This is a genomic window from Mycobacterium asiaticum DSM 44297, from assembly GCF_000613245.1.
GTDB classification, from domain to species: domain Bacteria; phylum Actinomycetota; class Actinomycetes; order Mycobacteriales; family Mycobacteriaceae; genus Mycobacterium; species Mycobacterium asiaticum.
In genome coordinates this window covers 752,533-770,593 of record NZ_HG964938.1, presented here as the reverse complement: position 1 = coordinate 770,593, position 18,061 = coordinate 752,533, and the positions used below count along the sequence as shown (strand labels likewise).

Here is an 18,061-nt window from a genome sequence, read left to right as displayed (position 1 = left end):
CCGTTACGGTCGTCATTCAACCCCTCTGTGTCGAGCCCACGACGGCCCCCGGGGTATCGGGCCCACACAGATTATGCGCAGTTGCCGCGCGCCGTCACTGCCGTCATGCTGAACGGCGCGTGCCGCATCGACGGATGGGACCTCAGCCGTGACCTACCCCGAAAACACCACTGGCCTGTTGGTCATCGATCCCTACAACGACTTCATCTCGCCCGGCGGGAAAGTCTGGGAACGGCTGCAAGGGGTGTTGGAAGCCAACGACTGTGTCGCCCACATGAAACAGGTGCTCGACGCCGCGCGCGCGGCGCGGGTGCGGGTGTTCTATGCGTTGCATCGCCGGTACCGCCCCGGCGATTACGAGTCATGGCAGTACGTTGCGCCCGTTCAGCGAGCCGCGTGGTCGCGCCGCACGTTCGAATACGGCACCTGGGGCGGCGAATTGCACCCCGGCTTCGAACCCCAACCCGGCGACATCGTCGCCGACGAACACTGGTGTTCCAGCGGTTTCGCGAACACAGATCTCGACCTGCAACTGAAGAGGCACGGCATCCACCGGCTCATCGCCATCGGGCTCATCGCCCATACCTGTGTGGAGGCAACCGTCCGCTTCGCCGCGGAGCTTGGCTACGACGTCACAGTGGTCAAGGACGCAACCGCGGACTACTCAGACGTGGAGATGCATGCCGCGCTAGAGGTGAACCTGCCGAACTATGCCAGCGCGATCCTGACCGCCGCCGAGGTGACCGCGGCGTTGAAGGCGTGATGCGTCACTTCTTCCGGTCCGTATCCCGGCTCGGCTGAACCCTTTTCGGCTCCCCGGCATTTTGGGATAGTTCGGCGGATACGGCATGTCGCCGAGGCCGCGCTGCTCGTCAGCCTCGACCAACTCGAGCAGCGGAGCGATCGACTGGGCGAGTGAGTCCATGCCGGCCCATGGGTCATCACGGCCCGCAACCAGGTCGGGCACCGTGGCCATGGTGTAGTCGTCGGGATCGGCATGCGCCAACTCGTCCCAACTCAGCGGGGTGGAGACGGTCGCAATCGGGGTGCGGCGCACCGAGTACGGCGACGCCATGGTGCGGTCCCGTGCGTTCTGGTTGAAGTCGATGAAGATGCGCTTGCCGCGTTCTTCCTTCCACCAGGACGTGGTCACCGCATCCGGTCCCCGCCGCTCGATCTCGCGCGCCAGTGCGATGCCGGCCCGGCGCACCTGCACGAAATCCCAGTCGGTGGCGATCCGCAGGAAAACGTGAATGCCACGACCCCCGGATGTTTTGGCATAGCCCACCAAACCGAGCTCGGCGAGCAGCGGCCGCAGCACGTCGACCGCGACCGCTCGGGCTTCGGCGAAGCCGGTGCCGGGTTGCGGATCCAAGTCGATGCGCAACTCGTCGGGGTGGTCGGTGTCGGGGCAGCGCACCTGCCATGGGTGCAGTGTGACGGTGCCCATTTGGGCCGCCCACACCACGGCCGCCGGATGGGTCACCTTCAGCGCATCGGCGGTACGTCCGGACGGGAAGGTGATTCGGCAGGTCTCCAGGTAGTCGGGATGGTGCTGCGGAATCCGCTTCTGATAGATCTCCTCGCCGTCGATGCCGTCGGGGAAGCGCTGTAGATGCGTCGGCCGATCACGCAACGCGGTGAGCATCGGACCGCTCGCTGGTCCTGTTGTTAGAGCCCGGTAGTAGTCGACCAGCCGGCCCTTGGTGCCTTGCTTCCCCAGCTTGGGGAAGTACACCTTGTCCCGGTTGGTCAGCCGGACGGCGACCCCGTCGACGTCGAGTTCTTCTGCTGCGGCAGCCATAGCTGGACTCCAGCATGCCGCACGCAACAATGAACCAATGGACTTACCCGTCATGCCGCCCGTGTCGCCGATGCTGGCCAAATCGGTCAAGACGATTCCGGCGGACGCGTCATACGAGCCCAAGTGGGACGGCTTTCGCTCCATCTGCTTCCGCGACGGCGACGAAGTCGAATTGGGCAGTCGCAACGAGCGGCCCATGACGCGCTATTTCCCCGAGTTGATCGAAGCCGTCAAGAACGAATTACCGCCACGCTGTGTCATTGATGGCGAGATCGTTATCGCCACCGATCACGGGCTGGATTTCGAGGCGCTGCAGCAGCGCATCCATCCGGCGGACTCCCGAGTGCGGATGCTCGCCAAGGCGACGCCCGCGTCGTTTATCGCGTTCGACCTGTTGGCCCTCGGCGAGGATGACTACACCCGGCGTCCTTTCAGCGAGCGCCGCGCCGCACTCGTGGACGCGCTGGCCGATTCAGGGCCGTCCGTTCACGTCACCCCAGCCACCACCGACCGGAGCGTCGCCGAGCAGTGGTTCAGCGACTTCGAGGGCGCCGGCCTCGACGGCGTCGTGGCCAAACCGCTGACCGTCACCTACCAGCCGGACAAGCGCGTCATGTACAAGATCAAGCACGAGCGGACCGCGGACTGCGTGGTCGCCGGATACCGGGTGCACAAGTCGGGCGGTGACACGATCGGTTCCCTGTTGCTCGGCCTCTACCAAGACGACGGCCAGCTGGCGTCGGTCGGCGTGATCGGTGCCTTCCCGATGGCCGAGCGCCGGCGGCTGTTCGCCGAGCTGCAACCGCTGGTCACCAGCTTCGACGACCATCCGTGGAACTGGGCCGCCCACGAGGCAGGCGAACGCACCCCGCGCAAGAACGAATTCTCCCGCTGGAATGCCGGCAAGGATCTGTCATTCGTGCCGCTGCGGCCCGAGCGGGTGGTCGAGGTGCGCTACGACCACATGGAAGGCGCGCGTTTCCGGCACACGGCCCAATTCAACCGTTGGCGACCGGACCGCGATCCGCGCTCGTGTACCTACGAGCAACTGGAACAGCCGGTCACCTTCAAGCTGGGCGACATCGTGCCGGGGCTCGGGTAGACGATTCGTCCTGGCTGGGGCGGGGTAATGATGAAGTCATGGGGCCCATCCCGGCGGAGCTCGAATCTCGGGTGACGACGGCTGTGCTCGACGAGTTGGCCCGGTGGGGTGTCGAGCGGTTCAGCGTGGAGGCGCTTGCGGAACGCCACGGCTTGGACGTCGCGACGATCTATGACCATTGGGGTGATCGGCAGCGACTCATCGTGGACATCGCGCTCAGGGACCTCGAGAACCTTGGTGCGTTGGCCGACACCGGAACCCTGCGCTCAGATCTGCTGGCGTTGGCGCGCGGCGTCGCCGCCGTCATCAACACCGAGGTGGGCCGCACCTTTTTGCGGGCGCTGGTGATGGACGCTCGTGGTCATCACGACAATGACACGCGAATGATGTACTGGCAGAACCGGTTCGCGATCGTGCGTTCGGTCTTCGATCGCGCGCGGGAGCGCGGTGAATTGCGCGACAATGTCAGTACCTTGGCCGCTGTACAGATCCTGCTGGCACCGTTGAACATTCGCGGCCTGTACTCGGACGGCCGGATCGACGACCGATACTGTGTCGACGTCGCCGATCTGACCTGGCATGCCGTCGCCCGCCGGCCATGACCGCCGCCCTCGTTTGCTCCCCTAGGATGTCGGGATGCTGAACGTGTCCGCTCTGTTCGTCGCGCGTAGCGCCACGTTCGACGAACAGGGCGCCATCAACGCTTCGTGCATACCCATGGCGTGGTTCGAAGTCGACCAAATGCCTTTGTGGGCAGAGCTTCCGGTTGTTCTGGTGGTGCATGCGCCGGCCGGTGGAGATTATGACCCGGAGTTGCACGTGGTGTGCAAGGACCCCACCGGGTCGCCGCGTGGATCACTGCGGGCAGCCTGGCATTGGCCGGATGAAGAGAACCGTGCTTCGAAGTTCCGGTGCTTCACCCAAGAACTCTCGTTCCAGGTAGCGTCCCCCGGTGAGTACACGATCGGGGCGTATTACGACGCCGACGGCAAAATAGAGCTGGCCGCGCCGGTTCCAATTTCGATCTTGTTGTCGCAACAGAGTTCGGCCGAAACCGCCGATTGAAACCATTAGGCTGTGGCGATGCACTTAGCCGCATTGCTCGTCGCGGGAGCCGCCAAGATCGACGACTCCGCAATCGACGCCAGCCGCCTTCCCATCACCAGCTATGAGGTCAACCAAACCCCGGCCTGGATGACAATTCCCCTGGTCCTGGTGGTACACGCACCGGCGGGTGGGGAATATGACGCCGAGCTTTTCGTCGTCTGCAAGGATCCTGGCGGCACCATTCGCGGCACGGTCCGCTCCGCCTGGCAATGGCCCGACGAGGAAAGTAAGCCATCCAAATACCGCTGTTTCACTCCGCAACTTTCGTTCGCAGTCGAGACCACCGGTGAATACACGGTCGGGGTTTACCGTGACGCGGAAGCCATCAAGTCGGTGGGCACCCCGATACCCCTTTTCGTCGGCCTGGCCGGCGGGCGTGGGCGACGCGGCAACAATTAGACGGCGACCGTCAGCGCCGAGAGACCCCGCAGGGTGACATTCGCCTTGTACCGGGGATCGCCGGCCAGCCGCGCGTCCGGGAAACGCGCCGTCACCGCCGACAAGGCCACACTGGCCTCCAGGCGCGCCAGCGGTGCACCCAGGCAGTAGTGCGCACCGCGGCCGAAGCCCAAGTGCCGCAACGTCGGTCGGTCCGGGTCGAAAACGTCGGGCCGGTCGAACTCGGCGGGGTCCCGGTGTGCGGCCGCCAGCAGCAGCATCAGCACCTCGCCCCTGGCCACGTCGATGCCGCCAATCGTCATGGGATCGAGGGCAATCCGGCTGAGCTGTTGCACCGGGGGGTCATAGCGCAGCGTCTCCTCGACGACCGCTGCCGCGCGGGTGGGGTCCGCGGCCAGCGCCGTCCACTGCCGGGGTTCTCGCAGCATTGCGAGGATGGCGTTGCCGATCAGGTTCACCGTGGTCTCGTGGCCGGCCACCAGCAGCAGCACACACGTCGAGACGATTTCCTCCTCAGTCAACTGATCACCCGACTCGTTGACCGCGACCAGCGCCGACAGCAGATCATCCCCGGGGCGCGACCGGCGCTGCGCGATCAACCCGTGCAGGTAGTCACGCAGGCCGGCGCCGGCGCCCAACGACTCGTTGAGCTCGTCGGACTGCTCGTCGGTGAAGAACGGGTCCAGTGACTTGGCCAGCACCGCCGAAGCGTGACTGAACTGCGGCTCGTCCTCGATCGGCACGCCGAGTAACCGGCAGATGACCGCGACCGGAAGCGGATACGCAAAGTCGGCGACCACGTCGAAGCTGCCCTGCTCGGCGATGCGGTCGAGCAATCCGTGGACCAACGCGCTGATTTCGGGCTGCAGCGCATTGACCACCTTGGGGGCGAACGCCTTGCTGACCAGCTTGCGCAGCCTGGTGTGATCCGGCGGGTCGAGAAACAGGAAACTCGGCGGCGTCCCCTTCCGGAGCGACGGATCGGCCGCAAGCATCTGCTGTGCCGCCGTCGACTTGAGGTGGTCGCTGCTCGATGACGGATGGCGCAGCACCTCGTCGCAGTCCCGGTACGACGAGAAGAGCACGAAATCACTGCCCGGCAGCACCAGCGGGCCGTTGCCGCGCAACTCGGCACACACCGGGTACGGGTCTGCCCGGTTCACCGGGTCCAGCAGTTGCAGCAGCAACGTCTGCGGATCAGCTCGCTCGGTGGGCGCCGTGGTCATGGTGCCCATTGTGCCTGCGCTCGCGCGTAGCATCTTCGGGATGGCGCTGGGTCGGGTGTGCCGATTGGCCATCGTCGTGGTCGTGCTGGTCGCCGGCCTGACATTGGCCGTCCCTGCCCGCGCATGCGCCTGTGGCGCCGCAGTCGCTCCAGCCGGTACCGAGGCGTCCATGAACCGTGAAGTCGCTCTTGTCCACTCGGATGGAGTCACCGAAACGATGCTGCTGCGGCTGGCACTGAGTGCCGGCACGGACAATGTGGCGCTGGTGGTGCCCACGCCCGCACCGGCTACCGTCGCAACCGCCGATGCGGCGACGTTCACCGAGCTGGACCGGCTGACCGCGCCACAGATCCGTCATCAGCGGCACTGGACATTGGCGGTCGTGCCAGGCAAGGGACGCGAGGGTGCGGCAACCGGTGCCAGGGCCCCCGAGGTGGTCAGTCAGGTGCGGCTGGGGCCGCTGGAGGCCACCACCCTGGCCGGTGGTGATCTGCCAGGCCTGCAGAAGTGGTTGGCGGACAACGGGTATGCGCTCAAGCCGACGGTGCTGCAGGCACTGGACCCCTATGTGCGTGACGGCTGGGCCTTCGTGGCCATCCGACTGACCAGCAGTAAGCCGATCGTGGGTGGTCTCGATCCGGTCCGGCTGACCTTCGCGTCGTCACGGTTGGTGTATCCGATGCGGTTGTCGGTCGCCGCGCCGTCCGCGCAGCATGTCACCGTGTTCACCCTGGCCGGTCACCGACAGCAGCGCATCGATTCCGACCGGGGCTCCCAGGTCACCGAAATTCAGTTCGCCGGCAACATCGCGGGCGGCGTACACGACGCGTTGCTGCGCGAGCTGACCGCCAATCACGGCGCGTACCTGACCAAGTTCCGCGTGGATATCTCTCGAACATCAACTATCACTTCGGATTTCACGTTCGGCGACGCGCCGACCGACGACCCCTATCAGCAAGTTGTGGTGATCAACGACGATGTCGCGATTCCCCTGGCAGCCATCTGGCTGGCCGGGTTCCTGGTGACACTGGTGGTGGCCGGCCTGGTACTTGCGGTGTTGCGCCGCCGGAATCGGAGGCGGTCACGGGCCTTCGGTTAGCCCGGCCAGGTCCGGGTGCGCCATCAGCCGGTCCAGAAACACCCGCTGCCCTTTGAGGAGTTTCGTGCGCGCACCCGCCACCGGAAACCAGTCAACGCGGTCGATTTCGGGAAACTCCCGAAGCTTGCCCGAACCGCGCGGCCATTCCATCTCGAAGGTGTTGCTGTGCGCGTCGGCGATGTTGAGATCGCCGTGAACCGCGAAGGCGGTCACCACCTTGCCACTGGGTTGTCGCACCGCTCCCAGGTCGATCCGCCGGCCCGCCGGAACCGCGAGTCCCAGCTCTTCGACGAACTCGCGCTGCGCGGTTGCCCACGGGTCGTCCCCCTCGGAGTACTCACCTTTGGGGATCGACCAGGCGCCGTCGTCCTTGCGGGCCCAGAACGGTCCGCCCGGGTGCGCTATCAGAACGTCGACAATGTCGGCGCGTGTCCGATACAGCAACAAACCCGCGCTGAGCTTGGGCACGGTTCAGACCCCGACGGCCTGCTCCAGGTCCTTGAGCGAGGACTCCAGGTGCGCGAGCAATCGCTGCAGATGCGGCACACTGCGACGGCATCCGACCAGACCGAAATCGAGGTTGCCGGCGTTGTTGACCAGCGTGATGTTCAGCGCCTGGCCGTCCGGGATGTTCGACAGGGGGTAACTGCCATCGAGGCGGGCACCGCCGTAGTACAGCGGGTCCGAAACGCCGGGCACATTCGAGATGACGATGTTGAATGGCGGCGGCACCGCGGACAGAAAGCCCGGGACACCGGCCAGCGTCAGCGGCGCCATGTTCAGCGCCGACAACGCCAGCACTTGGTACGACGGCAGCTCCGCCAGCACCTTCTTGTTTCTGCGCATGGACTCGCCGATGATCTCAATCCGCTTCGCGGGGTCCTCGACATTGGTGGCCAGGTTGCACAGAATGCTGCCCACCTTGTTGCCGCCGCTGTCGGCGTCGGCCTCCGAGCGCAAGCTCACCGGGACCATCGCGACCAGCGGGATGTCCGGTAGCGCGTCCTGCTCGAGCAGGTAGTACCGCAGCGCACCGGAGCACATCGCCAGCACGGCGTCGTTGACGGTTACCCCGGCGGCCTGCTTGACATTTTTGACCCGATCCAGCGACCAGGACTGGGCGGCGCACCGGCGAGCACCCCCAACCTTCACATTCAGCATGGTGTGCGGCGCGGCGAAGGGCAGCGTCAACTGCTGCTCCAGCAGCGCGGCGCGGGCGAGCTTCAAGGTTGACGGCGCCACCCCAGCCACGGATCCGGCCACCGCGAGCAACGAGTTCAGTGGGTTGCGGGCGGGTTTGGCGGCAGGCGGCCGCGCCGGCTTTGGCAGGTTCCACATCGCCTTGACGTGGGTGTCGTCCGGGTCGGTGGACATGGTGCGCTGCATCAGCTTCACGGCCGAAACACCATCGATCAGGGCATGGTGCATCTTGGTGTACATCGCAAAGCGGCCGTCTTTGAGTCCCTCGACCACGTGCAATTCCCACAACGGGCGGTGGCGGTCGAGCAGGCTGGTGTGTAGCCGAGAGGTGAGTTCCAGGAGGTCGCGCACGCGGCCCGGCGAAGGCAATGCCGAACGCCGGACGTGGTAGTCCATGTCGACTTCGTCGTCGTAAGCCCATGCCAGCTGCGAAATTCCGCCACCGATTGTCGCGGGGTGTTTGCGGAAGGTCGGCTGAAACTCGTCGTTGGCGATCAAAGCGTCGTGGAATTCCCGGACGAATTCGGGGCCGGCACCATCCGGGGGCGCAAACAACGACAGGCCCCCGACGTGCAGGGGATGCTCACGCGATTCGGTGAACAGAAACATCGAGTCGGTGGGCATCATCAATTCCATGCACACATTAAAGCGTGTCAAACAACGCTGGTGAATGGTCTGCGATGAGTGATTAGCCGACGGCGGCGACGCCAGAGCTGGAAATGGTGAAGCCCCGCCCGTTTGTCACCGTGCAGGTGACCCCATCGGTTTCCGACCGGCAACTGAAGGGCCCCACACCGGCGCTCTGACCGTAGGGCAGTGTCGGGGTTCCCTGGCCAGCGTTGCCGAGACAGGACTCACCCGTGCAGGTCTTGAAGGACCCATTAGTCGACATGCGTACCGACTGCGGCGGTGAGTCGGTCTGGCAATAGGTTTCGTCGGCTATGCCGCTGCCGCGTTGATAGCTGATCTCGCAGCCGAGATTGTGCGACGGGGCATAGAAGGAACACGTTGTCGAGCTGCACACCGGGTTATCGGCCCCCGCCACCGGCACACCGATCCCGGCGGCGCACCCGACCAAGCCCAACACCGCGGCAACCGACCGCAACTTCATTCTCGGAACGTATCAGAGATCCTCGCGCGGTAGCCGGTGTTGACCAAACTTGTTGTCGCGCTGGCTATTTTGGCATCGGTGCGGCATGCGCGATAGCTACTGTTGACAGTGACTGCCAATGCGGCATAACGTGCCGCTGGTCACCGTCCACCGGGAGGTCGCCGTGCAGAGCCAGTCCAAGTTCCGTGTTATCCAATGGGCGACCGGAGGCGTCGGTAAGGCCGCCATCGAGTGCGTGCGCAACCACCCAGAACTGGACTTGGTCGGGTGCTGGGTGCACAGCGCCGACAAGGATGGCATCGACGTGGGACACATCGTCGGCACCGCCGAGTTGGGCGTCACCGCCACCACCAGCATCGACGACATCCTGGCCATCGATGCCGACTGCGTGATGTACAGCCCGCTCATTCCCAATGACGACGAGGTCATCGCGATTCTGCGTTCGGGCAAGAACGTGGTCACTCCGGTCGGCTGGGTGTATCCAGACCTGAGCAATCCTCGCGTGCAGGCGATCGCGGACGCTGCCGTAGCCGGGGGCGTGACGTTGCACGGGTCGGGCATCCACCCGGGTGGCATCACCGAGCGATTCCCGCTGATGTTGTCGTCGCTGTCCTCTGCGGTCACCCACGTCCGCGCCGAGGAGTTCTCCGATATCCGCACCTACAACGCCCCCGACGTGGTGCGCCACATCATGGGCTTCGGTGGCACTCCTGAGGAAGCGACGCAGGGGCCGATGGCCAGCCTGCTCGAGGCCGGTTTCAAGCAGTCGGTGCGAATGATCGCCGATACCATGGGTTTCCGCATCGATCCCAACATCAGGACAATTCAGGACATCGCCGTGGCGACCGGTGACATCGACTACGAGGCCGTTCCGATCACCAAGGGAACGGTGGCCGCCCGCCGGTTCCGGTGGCAGGCGATATCCGACGGCAAGCCGGTCATCACCGCCGCGGTGAATTGGCTGATGGGCGAGGAGAATCTGGAGCCGGCGTGGAACTTCGGCGAACAAGGCGAGCGGTTCGAAGTCGAGATCACCGGTGATCCGGATGTGAGCATCACCTTCAAGGGACTGCAGCCACAAACGATCGCCGAAGGGCTGCAACGCAACCCGGGTGTCGTGGCCACCGCGAACCACTGTGTGAACGCCATCCCCTATGTCTGCCCCGCTGAGCCGGGAATCAAGACCTACCTCGACCTTCCTCTGATCGCCGGCCGCGCATGAACGGTGTCTTGGACGATGTTTCGTTCTGCCACCTCGTCGTCGGAGTCACCGATATGGACCGGGCGCTGGAGTTCTACCGCGATCTGCTGGGCATGGAAGTTGTCTTTGACAATTTGATCTCCGGCGAGTCTTTCGACGCCGTCCTGCATGCGAAACGCAAGCAGGAAGGGCGGGTCGTAGGCGGGCTGCTCGGCGGGTTGATGCTCGAATTGCTTTCCCTGGGCGCCGCGGTGCCGTCCGGCCGCCCCGGCCGTGGTATCACCGGGATCCATAATTTCTCGCTGTCCGTCCCCGACCTTGCCGACGCGCACCGACGTATCAGCGCGGCCGGTTACCAGACCGACCAGGAGCCGTTCGAAATCGGCGGGGTACGAATGTTTTTCGTCAAGGACCCGGACGGCACCGCGGTGGAGTTCATCGAGCTGCCCGGCGGTGCCCGCAGCACATATGAAATGCATCGGGGGGTACCGCTGCAACTGGGGCCGGCCCGATGAGCTACTCCCACGCCCGGTCGTTGGACGGGCATGTCGTGATCGTCACCGGCGCGGCCCAGGGCGTCGGCAAGGGAGTGGCGGGTGCACTCCTGGAGCGGGGCGCAGCCGTGCTCCTGGTTGACATCCAGGGTGAAAAGCTTGCGGCCACCGCGACCGAACTCGGTGCGGCCGGTCGGGTAGAGCAGATCGAGGCGGACCTGCGCGACCCGGACAGCGCTCCTCGCATCGTGGCGCGCGCGGTCGAGGCGTTCGGCACGGTGCACGGCCTGGTCAACAACGCCATCGCCACCAATGAGCCCAAGGCCTTCGTCGACATCACCACGGACGACCTGGCGCTGGGTTACGAGGTCGGACCGCGCGCCACCTTCCTGCTGATGCAGGCCGTGTTCCCGCTGATGGTCGGAGCGGGCGGCGGTTCGATCGTGAACCTGGGCTCGGGCACCGGTACCGGCGGCGAACCGAAGTGGGGCGGTTACGCCGCTGCCAAAGAAGGCATCCGCGGCCTGTCGAAGGTGGCCGCCCTGGAATGGGGCCGCCACAACATCCGGGTCAACGTCATCTGCCCGTTCGCCGAATCCGATGGCGTCAAGTTCTGGAAAGAGTTCGCCCCCAACGACTACGCGAAGGCCCTTGGCCGCGTCCCAATGAAGCGGATTGGGGACGTCCGCACCGATGTCGGCGCGCTGGTGGCGTTCCTGCTCGGCAGCGACGCGACGTTCATCACCGGCCAGACCATTCACGTCGACGGCGGCATCGGCAGCTTCCGGTGAGCGAGTCGTTACGCGATCGCCAGCGCGCACAGATTCGCGCCGATATCAGGCGCGCGGCGTTCCGGCTGTTCATTCAGCGCGGCTACGACGCCGTGACCACCGAGGAAATCGCCGCCGCCGCAGGGGTTTCCCCGCGCACGTTCTTCCGGCACGTGCCGGCGAAGGAGGACTTGCTGCTGAGTCCGGTGCGCCATGGCGGTGCCGCCATCGTCAGCATGCTCGAACAGCGGCCGGCCACCGAGACCGCCGATGTCGCGTTGGCCAACGCCATCATCGGCCGGACCCGGTCGTTTGACCAGGCCGACTGCGAAAAGTGGCGGGAGGCGCTGCTGGTGGCGCCCGAACTGCTGGCCAAGGTCACCATGTACACCCACGCCGACAGGGAGCGTGCGACGAAGCTGATCGCGGACCGGATGGGCGTCGATTCCCAGGTGGATATCCGCCCCGCGCTGTTGGTCCAACTCGGTTTCGCGGCAGGCGATTTCGCATTTCAGCAATGGGTGCGGGGAACCGGCAACCACCACTCACTGGACCACTACGTCACCACGGCCATGCAGGCGGTGCGCAGCGACCACTGGCACTAGTCGCGCAGCGCCTCTGGATTGGCGATCCGTACCGGGGTTCCCTCCAGCCACGCTACGACGGCCTCAACAGTGTCCGCGTAGAAGGCGCTCAGCATCTCGCGGGTGACATAGCCGAGATGCGGCGACAGCGTCACGTTCGGCAGCTCCCGGAGCGGATGGGCGACCGGAAGTGGTTCGGTATCAAACACATCCAGTCCGGCTCCGGCAATCCGCCCGGTGCGCAGTGCACCGATCAGGGCGGCTTCGTCGACGATCGGTCCCCGCGACGTGTTGATCAAGTACGCGGTCGGCTTCATCGCGGCCAGCTCGGGTTGTCCGATCAGCCCGCGGGTGCGCTCGGACAGCACCACATGAACGGACACCACGTCGGATTCCGCAAACAGCGCCGCCTTGTCCACACGTCGCGCGCCAACCTCCCGCGCCACCTCGTCGGTGAGATGTTGGCTCCAGGCGATGACGTCCATTCCGAACACCGCTGCATACTGCGCCATCCGTTTGCCGACTCGGCCCAGACCGAGGAGTCCGAGCGTCTTTCCCGCCAGCGTCGTTCCGGTGGTGGTCTGCCACTGGCCGTTCCGCATGCGCAGGTGCTCCTCGGCGAGATTGCGCACGGTCGCGATCAGCAGTCCCCAGGCCAGTTCCGGTGTCGCGTCCCGTGCGGAGCGGAAGCGCGGATGGGCGAAGTCCGAGTGGGCGACCAGGATTCCGCACTCCGTCGCGGCGGCCAGGTCCAGGTTGGGCAGGTTCCGGCCGACAATGGTGATCAGCTTGAGGTTGGGCAGCCCCTCGATCAGCGTGCGCGGGAAAGCCATCCGCTCGCGCAGGGTACAGACGACGTCGAACGGCCGCAGCGCTTCCAATGCCTCGGCCTCGGACAGGTGCCGGTCGAAAACGGTTAATTCAGAACGGTTGTGCACGGGCGACCAGTCGGCGAGCTGCAACGCCACACCGGCATAGTCGTCGAGGATCGCGACCCGGGCCATGCGATCAACCTACCCGGGTCCAGATCGCGCTCAGCCCAGAACTTTGAGCAGTTCCTGTGCCAGCGGGCCGGCGGAGGCGGGATTCTGCCCGGTGTAGAGGTTGCGGTCGACAGTCGTGAAGGGCTTCCACACTTCGCCGCGGACGAAGTCGATGCCCGCTTTGACCAACTCGTCTTCCACCGTCCAACGGGCCTTCTCGCGCAGGCCCACGCCGTCCTCTTCGTCATTGGTGAAGGCGGTCACCCGGTAGCCGGCGAACGGTGTCTCACCGTTGCGGCGGGTGGCCAGGATCGCGGCGGGCGCATGGCAGACGATTGCCAGCGGCTTGCCCGACGCGAGCGCCGCGACGAGCAGCCGCCCGGAGTCGGCGTCCTGCCACAGGTCTTCCATCGGGCCGTGGCCGCCCGGGTAGTAGACGGCGTCATAGTCGTCCAGTCGGGCATTCGCCAAAACGATTGGCCTGCGTAGCTCTTCGGCTGACCGGAGCACTTCTTCCTGCTCTTGAGCAGTTTGCTCACCGCCGGCCATGGCAGGGCGCAGGCTCATGGGGTCAACGTATGGCACCACGCCGCCGGGGGTCGCCACCACAATCTCGTGCCCGGCTGCGCTGAGCGCACTGTAGGGAGCGGTGAACTCTTCGGCCCAATAGCCGGTCGGGTGGCGGGTACCGTCTTTGAGGGTCCAATAGCTGGTACCCGAGACGACGAAAAGAATTTTGGCCATAACCAAACGTACGGCCCCCAGCACGCCGTCGCCAACGCGTCGCGTCAACCCACCCCGTTGACCGCCTGGAGCAACGCCGCACGGGCAAGCGTCTCTTGTGCCATCTTCACGTGCGCGGCATCGACCAACACGCCGTCGACTCCGACGGCCCCGCTGCCGTTCGCTTCGGCCTCCCGGTAGGCTGCAACGTTTCGCTGCGCCAGGGAAATCTCGTCGGCGGTCGGTGCGTAGACCTCATTTGCCACCGGAACCTGGCTGGGGTGGATCGCCCACTTGCCGGTGTAGCCGAGCAGCGACGCGCGCCGGGCGTCGCGTTCATAACCCGCCAGATCCCGGTAGTCAGGGTAGGGCGCATCGATCGCATCGATACCTGCGATGCGTGCTGCCACGATGACCTTGTTGCGCGCGTAATGCCAGAAATCACCGGGATATTCGCCGAGAGGGGCAAAGTTGGTGTCCACGCGGGCACCCTGGGACAGCGAGAAGTCGCCGACCCCGAAAATCAACGCATCCAGGCGCGGGCTGGCCGACGCGATCGCCTCGGCGTTAGCCAGGCCTTCCACCTCCTCGATCAGCACCTCGAGACGAATCCGCTTGTCCAGTCCCAGTTTGGTTTCGAGCTGGTTGAGCAGCACGTCCACCCACCACACGTCGCGTGCGGTCCGGGCCTTCGGGATGATGACCGTGTCGAGATTGCCTCCCGCCTGCGTCACGACGTCGATGAGATCGTCGTGACACCACGGCGTGTCCAAGCCGTTGATCCTGATGGCGCGCATCGTGCGGCCCCAGTCGACGTCGTTGAGTGCGGAGATCGCTTTAGTGCGTGCGGACTCCTTGACCGCAGCAGGAACCGCGTCCTCGAGGTCCAGGAAGACCAGATCCGCCCCGCACCCGGCCGCCTTGTCGAACATGTTGTCGTTGCACGCGGGTACGGCCAGTTCGGAGCGACGCAGTAGCAACGTCATCGTTGTCCCTTCGGTTCAGACCACGCCACGGGCATGGAGATCGTCAATATCGTTGACACTCAGTCCGAGTAGCTCGCCGTACACCTCGGCGTTGTGTTGCCCCAGCTTCGGCCCCAGGTGGTCGATCGTTGCTTCGGCTGCTGAGAACCGCGGCACCGGGGCCTGCACCGTCATCGGTCCGAGTTCGTCGTCGGCCACGGTGACGAACACGCCTCGATGGGCGAGTTGAGCGTCTCGGACCAGATCGGTGATGTCGTAGACGGGTGCCGCGGCGACATCATGTGCCTCAAGGATCGTCATTGCGTCTGAAAGACTGCGCGCCGCAACCCAATCCGCAACCACAGCATCAACCTCGCCGGCCCGGGCGAGCCGCCGCTGCGGATCGGAGAAGTCCGCATGGTTTGCCAGGTCGTCTCGGCCGATGGCCCGAAACACTCTGAGCGCCAGCGCGGGCGAGCTTCCCGACATCGCGAGCCACCGCCCGTCTGCGGTGCGGTAGGTGTTGCGCGGAGCCGAGATATCCCAGCGGTTACCGGATCGCGTCGGCACCAGACCCAACTGGTCGTAGCCCAGCAGCGCCTGTTCCAACAGGCGCGCCAGTGGATCGATGAGATTGACATCGATCAGTTGGCCGGATGCGGCATGCACGTCGCGACGGTAGAGCGCCATCAGCACCGCATACGCGGCGTTCAGCGAGGCGACGCCGTCGGCCAGCATGAACGGTGGCAGTGTCGGTGGTCCCCCTGCTGGGCCGGTGAGGTGGGCGAATCCGCTCATCGCCTCCCCGAGCGTGCCGAAGCCGGGCCGTTCGCTCTTGGGTCCGGTCAGACCGTATCCGGTGATGTGCAGCACTATGATTCGCTCGTTGACCGCGCGCAGACTCTCGTAGTCCAGGCCCCACTTGCGTAGGGTCTGCGGTCTGGTGTTGAAGATGGCGACGTCGGCGTGCCGAACCAGTCGTCGCACCAGTTCCTGGCCTTCGGCGCAGCGCATGTCCAGAGTGATCGAACGCTTGTTGCGGGATATGGACTTCCACATCAGGCCCACGCCGTCGCGCTGATTCCCCCAGGACCGGATTGGGTCGCCGTGGCGCGGCTGCTCGACCTTGATCACGTCGGCACCGAACTCCCCCAGATAGGTCGCCACCAGCGGCGCGGCGGCCAGCGTGGCCAGGTCGAGTACCCGCAGGCCGTCAAGCATCGACGCGGACCCGGGCGGGCCGTTGCAGGCCGAGATGGCCCCGCAGGGTGGACGACTCGTAGGCGGTGCGGAACAGCCCCCGACGCTGCAACTGCGGAACCACCATCCGCACCACGTCCTCGAAGGCACCTGGCAGATGCGTTGCGGCCAAGACGAATCCGTCGCACGCTCCGCTTTGGAACCAGTCGGCCATCTGCTCGGCGACCTGTTCACCGGTGCCGACGAACCTCGGACCCTGCAACAGCGTCGCCCGATGACCGGCCAGGTCACGAACGGTCACCGGGCCGCCAATGTGGGCGCGCAGGCTCTGTACCAGCCCGCGGATTCCGGACACCGACGCGATCAGCTCGTCGGTGACCGGATCGTCCAGATCATGTTGTGCGAAGTCGTAATTCATCAGTTCCGAGAGCAACGTCAGCGAGGCCATCGGATGGACCAGGTCGTTGAGGAACAGCGCTTCACGATCCTTGGCGTGCGCCTCCGACTCCCCCACCACCGCGTAGGCCATCGGGCAGATACGCACCGCACCGGGATCCCGCCCGGCCTCGGCAATACGTCGCTTCTGGTCGGCGTAGTGATTACGCGCTACCTCGATGCCGGGATCCCCGGTAAAGATCAGTTCCGCCCAGCGCGAAGCAAATTCGCGGCCCCGGCCCGAGGATCCAGCCTGAATGATGACCGGTCGGCCCTGCGGGGAGCGGGGCACCGTCAGCGGCCCGCGGCTGGCAAAGTAACGGCCCACGTGCCCGAGTTCATGGACCATGTCGGGATCCGCAAACCGACCGGACGCGCGGTCGTGCAGTATCGCGCCGTCCTCCCAGGTGTCCCACAGGCCGGTGACGACGTCGAGGAACTCATCGGCCCGGTTGTAGCGTTCGTCGTGGCCGAGGTGGGCGTCGACACCAAAATTCTGCGCCTCGGTGTCGTTGACCGAGGTGACGACGTTCCAGGCGGCGCGACCACCCGACAGGTGGTCCAGCGAGGCGAAGGTGCGCGCCACATGGAACGGCGCGTAGTACGTGGTGGAGTAGGTGGCGCCCAATCCGATGTGTGACGTGGCCTGAGTCAGCACCCCGAGCACGACACCGAGGTCCAGCTTGACCGGGCGGGCGCCGAACAACACCGCCTCGGCCACGGACCCTCCGTAGACACCCGGCATCGCCAACCGGTCGTCGAAGAACATCAAGTCGAAACAGCCCTCTTCCAGCTGGCGCCCGATCTTGGCGTAGTAGGACGCGTCGAGGTAGCGGTGCTCGGTCGCGGGGTGCCGCCACGACCCCGCATACACCGAGGCATTACCGGCTTGCATGAAGGCCACCAGAGTCATCTTGTCGCTGCGCACGAACGAGAATCTAACATCTGATATTTCAGATATCAAATGTTAGATGCTGAATCTGTTATGCTGCCGCTGTGGCCTCCGTCTCGGGAATCGACATCTCGGGCACCGTGCGCGAACGGGCCGCCCGTGAACTACGGGACCGCATCTTGACCGGCGCCCTGCCGGCGGGCTCACGCCTAGACCTGGACGCAATCACCGAAGAGTTCGCCACCAGCCGGACCCCGGTACGCGAAGCACTGCTGGAACTGTCTTTCGAAGGTCTGGTGCGGGTCGCTCCGCGCAGCGGCGTCACGGTGATCGGCATCAGTCCAGATGACGTGCTGGACAGCTTCACCATCCTTGGTGTGCTGACCGGCCAGGCAGCGGCCTGGGCCGCCGAGCGGGTCGAACCGGACGAACTGTCGGCGCTGCGCGAACTCGCAACCGACGTCGCGGCCCGATCCGGCGACGACAGCATCGGCGAGGCCAACTGGCATTTCCACCAGAAGATCCACCGGGCGGCCCACTCTCCGCGACTCATGACGCAAATCAAGCAAGCGGCGCGGGTGGTGCCCACCAACTTCCTCACCCTGTTCCCCGAGCACGAGAAGCATTCGCTGGACGAGCACCAGGAGTTGCTGGACGCGTTCGCCGACAAGGACGCCGATCGGGCCCGCGTCATCGCCGAACGCCACGTTCTCGACGCCGGACGTTCGTTGGTCGACTGGCTGAACGGGCGTGGCCACTAGGGTTC

The 18,061-nt window shown here is 65.4% G+C and carries 20 protein-coding genes and 1 pseudogene; 11 read left to right on the top strand and 10 right to left on the bottom strand.

Annotated elements, in window-relative coordinates; translation table 11 throughout:
- Positions 1-148 precede the first annotated feature (148 nt).
- Positions 149-763 carry an isochorismatase family cysteine hydrolase gene (locus BN972_RS22470; protein ID WP_036362677.1) on the top strand — a complete coding sequence of 205 codons (615 nt, stop codon included), beginning with the start codon at positions 149-151 and terminating at the stop codon, positions 761-763.
- A gap of 4 nt (positions 764-767) precedes the next feature.
- On the opposite strand, the pseudogene BN972_RS22465 reads toward BN972_RS22470, so the two are convergent.
- A pseudogene (locus BN972_RS22465) lies at positions 768-1,804 on the bottom strand (DNA polymerase domain-containing protein).
- A gap of 37 nt (positions 1,805-1,841) precedes the next feature.
- On the opposite strand from BN972_RS22465, the gene BN972_RS22460 reads away from it, so the two are divergent.
- From BN972_RS22460 to BN972_RS22445, 4 genes are read left to right on the top strand one after another with little or no spacing between them, the layout of a single operon-like run.
- On the top strand, positions 1,842-2,906 hold the full coding sequence (locus BN972_RS22460; RefSeq protein WP_036362674.1) for an ATP-dependent DNA ligase: 1,065 nt from the start codon (positions 1,842-1,844) through the stop codon (positions 2,904-2,906).
- 38 nt (positions 2,907-2,944) lie between these two features.
- Positions 2,945-3,508, top strand: a complete 564-nt coding sequence (locus BN972_RS22455) for a TetR-like C-terminal domain-containing protein (RefSeq protein ID WP_051545727.1) — start codon at positions 2,945-2,947, stop codon at positions 3,506-3,508.
- A gap of 34 nt (positions 3,509-3,542) precedes the next feature.
- A complete protein-coding gene (locus BN972_RS22450) occupies positions 3,543-3,971 on the top strand; it encodes a hypothetical protein (protein ID WP_235192547.1) in 429 nt (142 codons plus the stop codon).
- Positions 3,972-3,989: 18 nt separating this feature from the next.
- On the top strand, positions 3,990-4,412 hold the full coding sequence (locus tag BN972_RS22445; protein ID WP_065155030.1) for a hypothetical protein: 423 nt from the start codon (positions 3,990-3,992) through the stop codon (positions 4,410-4,412).
- Here BN972_RS22445 and BN972_RS22440 read toward each other — a convergent pair.
- Positions 4,409-5,638 carry a cytochrome P450 gene (locus BN972_RS22440; protein WP_036363737.1) on the bottom strand — a complete coding sequence of 410 codons (1,230 nt, stop codon included), beginning with the start codon at positions 5,636-5,638 and terminating at the stop codon, positions 4,409-4,411. The two genes, BN972_RS22445 and BN972_RS22440, sit on opposite strands and share 4 nt — an antisense overlap.
- A gap of 40 nt (positions 5,639-5,678) precedes the next feature.
- Between BN972_RS22440 and BN972_RS22435 the strand changes: the two genes are divergently transcribed.
- Positions 5,679-6,737, top strand: coding sequence for a DUF2330 domain-containing protein (locus BN972_RS22435; protein ID WP_036363735.1), 1,059 nt, complete (start codon positions 5,679-5,681; stop codon positions 6,735-6,737).
- Here the strand turns inward: BN972_RS22435 and BN972_RS22430 are convergent.
- Genes BN972_RS22430 through BN972_RS22420 form a run of 3 tightly spaced genes read right to left on the bottom strand, consistent with a single transcriptional unit; the run spans position 6,720 to position 9,048 of the window.
- Complete coding sequence (locus tag BN972_RS22430) at positions 6,720-7,205, bottom strand: NUDIX domain-containing protein (RefSeq protein WP_036362672.1); 486 nt, start codon at positions 7,203-7,205, stop codon at positions 6,720-6,722. The two genes, BN972_RS22435 and BN972_RS22430, sit on opposite strands and share 18 nt — an antisense overlap.
- Positions 7,206-7,208: 3 nt before the next feature.
- A complete protein-coding gene (locus BN972_RS22425) occupies positions 7,209-8,573 on the bottom strand; it encodes a WS/DGAT/MGAT family O-acyltransferase (protein WP_036362669.1) in 1,365 nt (454 codons plus the stop codon).
- A gap of 52 nt (positions 8,574-8,625) precedes the next feature.
- Positions 8,626-9,048 (bottom strand): hypothetical protein, encoded by a 423-nt coding sequence (locus BN972_RS22420; RefSeq protein ID WP_051545725.1) that lies wholly within the window; start codon positions 9,046-9,048, stop codon positions 8,626-8,628.
- Positions 9,049-9,211: 163 nt separating this feature from the next.
- Here BN972_RS22420 and BN972_RS22415 point away from each other — a divergent pair, with 163 nt between their 5' ends.
- The 4 genes from BN972_RS22415 to BN972_RS22400 are packed head-to-tail and all read left to right on the top strand — an operon-like array spanning position 9,212 to position 12,118.
- Positions 9,212-10,270, top strand: coding sequence for an NAD(P)H-dependent amine dehydrogenase family protein (locus BN972_RS22415; protein WP_036363731.1), 1,059 nt, complete (start codon positions 9,212-9,214; stop codon positions 10,268-10,270).
- The gene (locus BN972_RS22410) at positions 10,267-10,764 is read left to right on the top strand and encodes a VOC family protein (protein WP_036362667.1); all 498 of its coding nucleotides are present in this window, start codon (positions 10,267-10,269) and stop codon (positions 10,762-10,764) included. The genes BN972_RS22415 and BN972_RS22410 overlap by 4 nt, the downstream gene beginning before the upstream one ends.
- A complete protein-coding gene (locus tag BN972_RS22405; RefSeq protein WP_036362664.1) occupies positions 10,761-11,534 on the top strand; it encodes an SDR family NAD(P)-dependent oxidoreductase in 774 nt (257 codons plus the stop codon). The genes BN972_RS22410 and BN972_RS22405 overlap by 4 nt, the downstream gene beginning before the upstream one ends.
- Complete coding sequence (locus BN972_RS22400) at positions 11,531-12,118, top strand: TetR/AcrR family transcriptional regulator (protein WP_036362662.1); 588 nt, start codon at positions 11,531-11,533, stop codon at positions 12,116-12,118. Before BN972_RS22405 ends, BN972_RS22400 begins: the two co-directional genes overlap by 4 nt.
- Here BN972_RS22400 and BN972_RS22395 read toward each other — a convergent pair.
- Genes BN972_RS22395 through BN972_RS22375 form a run of 5 tightly spaced genes read right to left on the bottom strand, consistent with a single transcriptional unit; the run spans position 12,115 to position 17,331 of the window.
- A complete protein-coding gene (locus BN972_RS22395; protein WP_036362659.1) occupies positions 12,115-13,101 on the bottom strand; it encodes a D-2-hydroxyacid dehydrogenase family protein in 987 nt (328 codons plus the stop codon). The genes BN972_RS22400 and BN972_RS22395 overlap by 4 nt on opposite strands.
- A gap of 30 nt (positions 13,102-13,131) precedes the next feature.
- Complete coding sequence (locus BN972_RS22390; RefSeq protein ID WP_036362656.1) at positions 13,132-13,824, bottom strand: type 1 glutamine amidotransferase domain-containing protein; 693 nt, start codon at positions 13,822-13,824, stop codon at positions 13,132-13,134.
- Positions 13,825-13,868: 44 nt separating this feature from the next.
- Positions 13,869-14,789: an HpcH/HpaI aldolase/citrate lyase family protein gene (locus BN972_RS22385; RefSeq protein ID WP_036362654.1), complete on the bottom strand. Its 921-nt coding sequence runs from the start codon at positions 14,787-14,789 to the stop codon at positions 13,869-13,871.
- A gap of 15 nt (positions 14,790-14,804) precedes the next feature.
- On the bottom strand, positions 14,805-15,989 hold the full coding sequence (locus BN972_RS22380) for a CaiB/BaiF CoA transferase family protein (RefSeq protein WP_036362651.1): 1,185 nt from the start codon (positions 15,987-15,989) through the stop codon (positions 14,805-14,807).
- A complete protein-coding gene (locus BN972_RS22375) occupies positions 15,982-17,331 on the bottom strand; it encodes an LLM class flavin-dependent oxidoreductase (protein ID WP_036362649.1) in 1,350 nt (449 codons plus the stop codon). The genes BN972_RS22380 and BN972_RS22375 overlap by 8 nt, the downstream gene beginning before the upstream one ends.
- A 68-nt stretch (positions 17,332-17,399) precedes the next feature.
- Between BN972_RS22375 and BN972_RS22370 the strand changes: the two genes are divergently transcribed.
- Entirely contained in the window at positions 17,400-18,056 is a 657-nt protein-coding gene (locus BN972_RS22370) for a GntR family transcriptional regulator (protein ID WP_036362646.1), read from the top strand.
- Positions 18,057-18,061: the final 5 nt, after the last annotated feature.